The organism is Treponema sp. R6D11, assembly GCF_054786075.1.
In genome coordinates, this window is the sequence record NZ_BDHD01000209.1 from 1 (window position 1) to 2,889 (window position 2,889).

The window sequence follows — 2,889 nt, forward strand, 5'->3', positions numbered from 1 at the left end:
AGATATAACCGCCAACGGAGAGAGACTGTCTAACTTACCTACCAAAATTTTAACGGTTTCCTTGTTCTTGTTAAAGCTTGTATTAACCGAGTTTATGAGCCTTTCGCGTATCGCATCTAACGTCAAATAATAATTATAAATAATATCTTTCGGGCTCTTAACTTGGAGCCTTTTTAGTAGCTCCCGCTTGGTTTCTATATCGGTTTTCAAGGATTTTAACATCCGCAAATAATTCGTCTTGATTAGGTTTTTCAGCTCTAGCGTGTCCGGTGTCGCAAGCTCTGCGGCAGCCGATGGCGTTGGCGCACGAACATCTGCAACAAAATCGGCGATAGTGTAATCCGTTTCATGCCCAACAGAAGAGATGATAGGCAGCTTGGAATTATATATAGCGTCCGCAACAATTTCTTCGTTGAAACACCATAAATCTTCCATAGAACCGCCGCCGCGCCCAATTATGAGCGTGTCTATATCTGGTCGCGTGTTGAAATAATCTATTCCGTCCGCTATCTCTTTCTCTCCGCCCGCGCCCTGCACTTTCGCTGGGTAAAGAATTATCTCGGCAAGCGGGAAACGCCTCGTCGCAACGTTTATAATATCTTGTATAACCGCACCTGTCGGCGATGTAACTATGCCAATTTTTCTCGGGAATTTCGGTATCTCTTTTTTGTGTTCCTCCCTGAAATACCCTTTCTCTTCTAGCTTTTTCTTAAGCTGCTCATACGCTAAAGCCAGTGAACCAACGCCTTCCGGCTCCATGTTCTCGATATGTAAATTATACCTTCCAGCCTTTTCATAAACATCCAGCTTGCCATACGCAACAACTTTTAAGCCGTTTTCTATCGTGAAATTTAAGTGGCTAGCTTGCCATTTGAACCAGATACAATCGATGCTCGCGTTTTCGTCTTTTAGCGTTATGTAATGATGCCCTGAATAATGTGGCTTGTAGTTCGAAATCTCGCCAGTGATTGCAATAGCTGCGAATTCCGGAATCCTTGCAAACTCTTTTTTAACTAGTTTGTTCGCTTCAGTGACAGTATATATTTTTGGCATCGGGGCGACAGGCAGTTCAAACTCCCCGCTATTTATCAGCTTTTCCGCCTCTTCCCAACGTCCCATCGCTACGCCTCATCCACAACGTCATCAAACGCGCCATTCTCTCTCATCTCTAAGAATTGCTGACGATTTATCAAAACTTCACGCGCTTTCGTTCCAATGTTAGGACCGATTATTCCGCGCTCTTCAAGTTGGTCGATTAGCTTCGAACCTCGTTGATATCCGACGCCCATCATCCTTTGGAACATAGACGTGCTTGCCTGCCCGCGGACCAAAATCAGCTCAACAGCCTCTTCAAATCTGTCATCTAGTTTATCATAAGAATCAGCGTTAGCAGCATTTGCCTTGTTGCCAGGTCTCGATATTTCGAACCTGTCAATTTCTTGAGAAACCTCATCATCATAAACGGCTTCGCTCGTTGATTTAACATAATTCACAACTCGTTCGACTTCCTTGTCGCCAACGTGACAGCCTTGAATGCGTTGCGGTTTGTTAGCACCCAATGGTGCATATAACATATCTCCGCGTCCTATAAGTTTCTCTGCGCCCGCTTGATCCAAAATGGTGCGACTATCGATTTGCGAGCTTACTGCAAACGATATTCTCGACGGAATATTTGCTTTAATTATACCAGTGATAACATCAACTGACGGTCTTTGCGTTGCAACAACAAGGTGCATGCCAGCGGCACGCGCCATAGAAGATAGGCGATGAACCGATTCTTCCACATCAGCAGGAGCAACAGCCATCAAGTCTGCCAACTCGTCAATAATAACAACAACTTGCGGCATCTTTTGCGCGTCAATTTTCTTTTTCAAAACGAGCTCGTTGTAGCTGCGAATGTCTCTCGCACCGGCTTCTTCGAATTGTTTATAACGCCCGACCATCTCTTTAACAGCCCATGCAAGCGCACCAGCAGCCTTGTGCGGGTCGGTCACAACTGGGATTAAAAGATGCGGTATTCCATTATATCCGCTAAGCTCAACTCGTTTAGGATCAATCAAAATCATTTTAACTTCGCTAGGTTTCGCACGGTATAAAATGCTCGTAATAAGCGCATTTATGCAGACGCTTTTGCCCGAGCCAGTCGAACCCGCGATGAGCAAGTGAGGCATGCGAGCAATGTCGGCAATGATAGGTGCGCCAGCAATATTTTTGCCCAAGCAAAAGGCAATTTTGGAGTTAGTGCTTTTGAATTCTTTAGTAACCAAAACTTCCTTAAGCCCAACATTCGCAGGCGTTTTGTTCGGCACCTCAATGCCGATAGCCGCTTTTCCAGGGATAGGCGCCTCGATACGCACGCCTTGCGCAGCTAAATTCAAAGCAATATCATCGGCTAAATTCGTTATTTTACTTATCTTTACACCCGCCGATGGTTGCAATTCATAACGAGTTACGGTCGGTCCAACAGCATAATCAACAATTTTAACATCTATCTTAAATGAAGCAAGCGTCTTTATCAGTTTCTCCGCTGTTTTCTCAAGCTCTTTTTGCCCGTTCGCATTCTCACGTTTTTTTATATTATCCAAAAGCCCAACGCTTGGCAAAACGTAGTCCTCATCTGTCTTTTCTATGCGCGATACAGCCGTTATAATCTCGCCCATCGCCTCTTTTTTCTTATTTTTTATCTCTTCAGCAGACGGCGTGTTATCAAGCATCTCATCTGTAATAATCGGCGCATCATCGAAGTTTTCCGGCTCATCGCTGCCCTTTTTATTATCTTTTTTAGCCGGCAAGAAGGAGAACCCTTTCTTGCCTTCCTTGCGCTCACGGATTTTCTTAATATCTGCGCGAGCTTCCTCAATCGTCGCGATTTCGTCTTGCGGCGTAAAC

The 2,889-nt window shown here is 44.8% G+C and carries 2 protein-coding genes; both read right to left on the reverse strand.

The window, feature by feature from the left end:
* The coding region (xseA, locus tag ACYVTD_RS11275) for an exodeoxyribonuclease VII large subunit (protein ID WP_461247869.1) at positions 1 to 1,119 on the reverse strand (1,119 nt) is incomplete at its 3' end.
* Between the two features lie 2 nt (positions 1,120 to 1,121).
* Positions 1,122 to 2,889, reverse strand: a 1,768-nt coding sequence (locus ACYVTD_RS11280; RefSeq protein ID WP_461247870.1) for a DNA translocase FtsK, incomplete at its 5' end; no start/stop codon positions are given.